Origin of the sequence: Syntrophaceticus schinkii, assembly GCF_000946815.1 — a bacterium.
Lineage (GTDB): Bacteria > Bacillota > DSM-12270 > Thermacetogeniales > Thermacetogeniaceae > Syntrophaceticus > Syntrophaceticus schinkii.
This window is the reverse complement of the sequence record NZ_CDRZ01000029.1, coordinates 1-4,970: the sequence shown is the minus strand read 5'-3', so window position 1 is coordinate 4,970 and position 4,970 is coordinate 1. Positions and strand designations below refer to the sequence as shown.

The 4,970-nt window shown below is 53.1% G+C and carries 6 protein-coding genes; all 6 read left to right on the top strand.

What is annotated here, in order from left to right; translation table 11 throughout:
- Window positions 1-104 precede the first annotated feature (104 nt).
- Genes SSCH_RS02480 through dnaB form a run of 6 tightly spaced genes read left to right on the top strand, consistent with a single transcriptional unit; the run spans window position 105 to window position 4,647 of the window.
- Window positions 105-575, top strand: a complete 471-nt coding sequence (locus SSCH_RS02480; protein WP_044664089.1) for a DHHA1 domain-containing protein — start codon at window positions 105-107, stop codon at window positions 573-575.
- A 2-nt stretch (window positions 576-577) separates the two neighbouring features.
- Window positions 578-910 carry a 50S ribosomal protein L9 gene (gene rplI / locus SSCH_RS02475; protein WP_269746099.1) on the top strand — a complete coding sequence of 111 codons (333 nt, stop codon included), beginning with the start codon at window positions 578-580 and terminating at the stop codon, window positions 908-910.
- Window positions 873-1,025: a 50S ribosomal L9 C-terminal domain-containing protein gene (locus tag SSCH_RS21580; RefSeq protein WP_408645681.1), complete on the top strand. Its 153-nt coding sequence runs from the start codon at window positions 873-875 to the stop codon at window positions 1,023-1,025. The genes rplI and SSCH_RS21580 overlap by 38 nt, the downstream gene beginning before the upstream one ends.
- Before the next feature lie 48 nt (window positions 1,026-1,073).
- Window positions 1,074-3,080, top strand: a complete 2,007-nt coding sequence (lonC, locus tag SSCH_RS02470; protein WP_084710867.1) for a Lon family ATP-dependent protease — start codon at window positions 1,074-1,076, stop codon at window positions 3,078-3,080.
- A gap of 12 nt (window positions 3,081-3,092) precedes the next feature.
- Window positions 3,093-3,293, top strand: a complete 201-nt coding sequence (locus SSCH_RS02465; RefSeq protein WP_044664088.1) for a hypothetical protein — start codon at window positions 3,093-3,095, stop codon at window positions 3,291-3,293.
- Window positions 3,294-3,303: 10 nt separating this feature from the next.
- Window positions 3,304-4,647 (top strand): replicative DNA helicase, encoded by a 1,344-nt coding sequence (gene dnaB / locus SSCH_RS02460; protein WP_044664087.1) that lies wholly within the window; start codon window positions 3,304-3,306, stop codon window positions 4,645-4,647.
- Window positions 4,648-4,970: the final 323 nt, after the last annotated feature.

Below are 4,970 nucleotides of genomic sequence, written 5' to 3'. Positions count from 1 at the left end.
GCATCATCCACAAGTGAGCTGGTGGGAGAATTGGTGCACTATTTTCCCGTAAGATATCCGTTTTTCACCCCCTTGCTGCCACAGCCCTCTTGACAGGCTTGATCGTGGATACCAAGAGGTTTACTTTTTCCACAAGTGACCGCACCTTCCGGATTGCCGCTCAGCTGATGGAGGCCGGAGCTGACCAGGCACTGCTCAGAGAGCTGTTTACAGACAAATTGGAAGTAATGCTTTACCGGGCGCGGATCTTACAGAATGTGGAACTGGCATTCGGCAGGTTCGCAGTTGCTGGATATGATGAACCGATGGATGGAGCACGGGTAGCCGCCTCCCGAGCAGCAGATACCCTGCTGGAAATCGCCGGGGTAGCGGCCTCTTTTGCCTTCTATCCCCTCGACGGGGGTGTTGGTGTGAGTGCCCGTTCCGCCGGCAGTGTTAATGTTCACCGCATAATGGAGAAAATGGGGGGAGGCGGCCACTTTTCAGTTGCTGCCGCCCAGTTAAAAGGAGTTACAATGAGAGAGGCTCATTCACAGCTCTTAGAGATCTTGAAAGAGGAGCAAGAGGAGGAATAATAATGAAGGTCGTTCTACGTGAAGATGTAAAAAAGTTAGGGAAAAAAGGAGACATTGTTAATGTTGCCGATGGATACGGCCGCAATTATCTGATCCCCCGCGGCCTTGCTGTCCCCGCATCAAAGGGTGTTCTCAAAAATGTATCCCTGATCCAGGAGGGACGCGCCAAAAAGGATGCCCGTCAGGAGCAGGCTGCACAGGAGTTGGCAGCCCGTCTAAAAGGTGTGACAGTGACGGTCAAAACCAAGGCCGGGGAGGGCGGCAAACTCTACGGAGCAGTTACGAGCCGTGATATAGCTGCTGAATTGGAGCGGATGCTCTCATCAAAAAGTTAACAGGCGCAAAATTGAGCTTACGGAACCGATCAAAACACCAGGACGCTATCCGGTCCTGATCCGCCTGTACCCAGGTATACAGGTAGAAATAACAGTAGATGTAGAAGCCAACTGAACCGCTTAAATTACCGCTTAAATTCGATGTCGGAGAGGAGATTGCCAAATGACCGCGGGGTGCAAGAAGGATCAGGAGGCACAAAATGTCACAGGTAGACAGGTAAAACGAAGTGAGATCAAAAGCCGCCTTGCAGCACTCTACCAGGTGTTCGGTGATATTTACGGTTCTGAAAAGTTAGTGCTGCGAGCGAGCAAACTGGGAGTTCTCAACCAAGTACGTTCAAACAGGCTTGGGGAGCAGGTGCTTGCTCTGCAGAAGCTGATCCAGGGGGACCCAACCCTGGAGAAACCGCCGCGCATTGCGGAAATTCCGGAGATCCTGGATGATCTGGAAGATGAACTCGCCCAGGTTGTCGCACGGCGTATTGTTGAGGAAGAGCTGGAGAGGAAGATTGCGGAAAAAGTCCAGGAACGCCAGGAGCAGTACCTGAATGATATGAAGGTGCAGGTGCTCAAAGAGAAGGGCACCCCTGAGAATGCCATAACCCTAAAGAAACTGGCATTAATAGAAAAAATGAGAACGGTGCACCTCAATGCATCAGTGAGCGAGATCCTTCGCCCACAATCGATAGGGGAAATCATCGGCCAGGAGCGGGCTTTAAAGGCACTGATCGCTAAGCTGGCTGCACCCTATCCCCAGCATATTCTGCTCTACGGCCCGCCAGGTGTGGGGAAAACCTCCGCGGCCCGTATAGCTTTACAGCACGTTAAGTCCACAATTGGCGGACCCTTCCAGGATGATGCTCCATTTATTGAGGTGGATGGCACCACACTGCGCTGGGATCCCAGGGACATTACCAACCCCCTTTTGGGATCTGTGCATGACCCCATTTACCAGGGTGCCAGACGCGACCTGGCTGAAAGCGGTATCCCCGAACCGAAGGTCGGCCTGGTCACTGAAGCCCACGGCGGGGTTCTCTTCATCGATGAGATCGGGGATGTCGACCCTATCCTCCAAAACAAGCTATTGAAAGTGCTGGAGGACAAAAAGGTGGTCTTTGAGTCATCTTACTACGAGCCCAGCGACCCGATGATACCCGAGTACATCAAAACTCTTTTTGAAGAAGGAGCCCCTGCGGATTTTGTTCTCATCGGGGCGACCACCCGTGAGCCGCACCAGATCAACCCCGCATTTCGATCCAGGTGTGCGGAAATTTTCTTTGACTGCCTCACACCGCTGGATATCCAAAAAGTGCTGCGGCAGGCGGCCCGCAAACTGGGAGCAACCCTGGGCCGCGGCCTTGCGGAAGCAATCAGTGAATACACCATTGAAGCGCGCAAAGCCACCAACATCCTGGTGGATGCTTCTTCAGTGGCGCGTTATCGACAGAAAAAATCAATAAATTCGAAGAATATAAGGGTGACCCTTGACGACCTACAAGAGGTTCTCCAGGTGAGCAGACTGACACCTTATGTGACAGCACATGCGGAGCCCAAAGGTGAGGTTGGCCGCGTCTTTGGGTTGGCGGTTGCAGGTTTTCAGGGAACCATTATCGAAATCGAGGCCATTGCCTTTCCCGCGGTCAAAGAGCGGCGGGGAACAGTTCGCTTCAATGATGCCGCAGGTACGATGGCAAAAGACTCGGTGTTCAATGCCCTTGCTGTCTACAGGCATGTCACGGGCAGGGATGCAGCCGACTTTGATATCCATGTCAACATCGTCGGAGGGGGCAGGGTAGAGGGGCCATCCGCCGGGGCTGCTATTTTCCTCGCCATTTACAGCGCCATTGAGGGCATTCCCCTGCGCCAGGATGTGGCAGTAACAGGTGAGCTCTCCATTCAGGGGCATGTGCGGGGTGTGGGAGGAGTCACCGAAAAGATCTATGGAGCCCGCCAGGTAGGGATCAAAAAGGTGCTCGTCCCCAGGGAAAACAGCCGTGAACTGCCCGGGGAGCTGTGGGGTGTTCAGGTGGTCAGCATCGATAAGATCAATGAGGCCTTTTCCCATACTTTAAATCTTGAAAATGCTGCGGGAAACACACGGGTAAATATTTACAGCATGCCGGAAAACACACCGGAAGAGAAAATTGGTGTGCCGGAGAATACGAAGTAAGAGAAACTTGGTATGCTGGGAAATACACCGGAAAGGGAACTTGGCACTCCGGAAAACGCCCCTGAAAAGAAACTTGGCGCTCCGGAAAATGAAATGGAAAAGACCCTTAGCATGCCGGATAACAACTCGAAACTTGAATATATACTGGGAAGCAACTTGACAAACCGGAAAATACACCGGAAAACACCAGTGGTACATTTAAAAACAGAGTGAGGAAAAACTGATGGAAATTTTAGATCGCGTCCCTCCCCATAACCTGGAGGCAGAGCAGGCGGTATTAGGTGCTCTGCTGCTGGCCCCGGACACCTTCGCGGTTGTGTCCGAGATTTTATGGCCGGAAAGCTTCTATGGGGAGGGGCACCGCGAATTATACATTACACTTAAGGAGATGGCCGAAGCCGGCCGCCCCATCGACCTGGTGACCGTAACAGAGGAGCTGCAGCACCGCGAAATACTGGATAAAGTAGGGGGAGCGACCTACCTGGCTGCACTGGCAGGAGCCGTCCCCACCGCGGTTAATGCCGGCTATTATGCCGGTATTGTGGCAGAAAAGGGTCTGCTGCGCTCCCTGATCAATTCCTGCACCCAACTTGCGGCCCAGGGTTATGAGGATGGGGTTGAAAGTGAGGTGCTCCTGGATGATGCGGAGCGGATGATCCTGCCTTTGAGCCAGAAACGCATCAGCAGGAGCTACCGTTCGATTCGGGAACTGCTGGTGGAAACACTGGAGAAAATAGAACAGCTCTACCAGAAAAAAGGTGGTGTCACCGGCTTTCCCACCGGGTTTGAGGATATAGATAAGTACACCTCAGGACTCCAGCCCAGTGACCTCATCCTGCTTGCCGCCAGGCCCTCAATGGGCAAAACGGCTTTGGGGCTCAATATCGCCCAAAACATGGCGGTAAAACACCAGATCCCGGTAGGCATCTTCAGTTTGGAGATGTCAGGGGACCAGGTTGTGCAAAGGCTTCTCTGCTCTGAGTCCCTGGTAGATCAGCACCGCCTGCGTACAGGATTTTTGCGGGAGGATGACTGGCCGCGCCTGTTAAAGGCTGCTACCAGACTGTCAGAAGCCCCAATTTTTATAGATGACACCCCGGCGCTCACACTCATGGAGATGCGGAGTAAAGCCCGTCGCCTGAAGCTCGAACACGGGGTCGGCATGCTGATGGTCGATTACCTGCAGCTGATGCAGACAGGCAAGCGCTCCGAAAACCGCGTCCAGGAGATCTCCGAGATCTCCCGCTTCCTCAAATCACTGGCCAGAGAACTGGACGTTCCGGTACTCGCCCTCTCCCAGCTCAGCCGCGCAGTGGAGCAGCGGGGCGGAGACCGCAGGCCGATCCTTTCCGACCTGCGGGAGAGCGGCAGCCTTGAACAGGACTCCGATGTGGTCATGTTCATCTACCGTGATGAATACTACGATAAAGACTCCGAAGACAAAGGGGTTGCCGACATCATCATCGCCAAACAGCGCAACGGCCCCACCGGAACCATACAGCTTGCCTTTCTCAAAGAATATACCAAATTCGTCAACCTGGAGAAAAGAGAACCCCCGGAGGAATAGAGATCTAACCACCAACCGGAAAAACGGAAGTCAGATACCGGAAGTCGGAAGTCCGAGGGGCCAGAAACTGTTTTGGATTCTTTTTTTTACCAACGACCAACGACCAACCTGCTTGAACCTTCAAAAAACCCCGTTTGTTAATATTGATACAGGGTGGTGCCAGGCATAAAACGCAGGGACGGTTACGTTGCAAATGCCAAAAAAGCGCCTGGCATCGACCCCTTTATGGGAAGAGTGATCCGAGAATGATCCGGGTGACGGTTTACTAGTATCTATCCGAAAAATGAACGTAACACGGGGACCGTCCTTTTGTCACGTTTTCA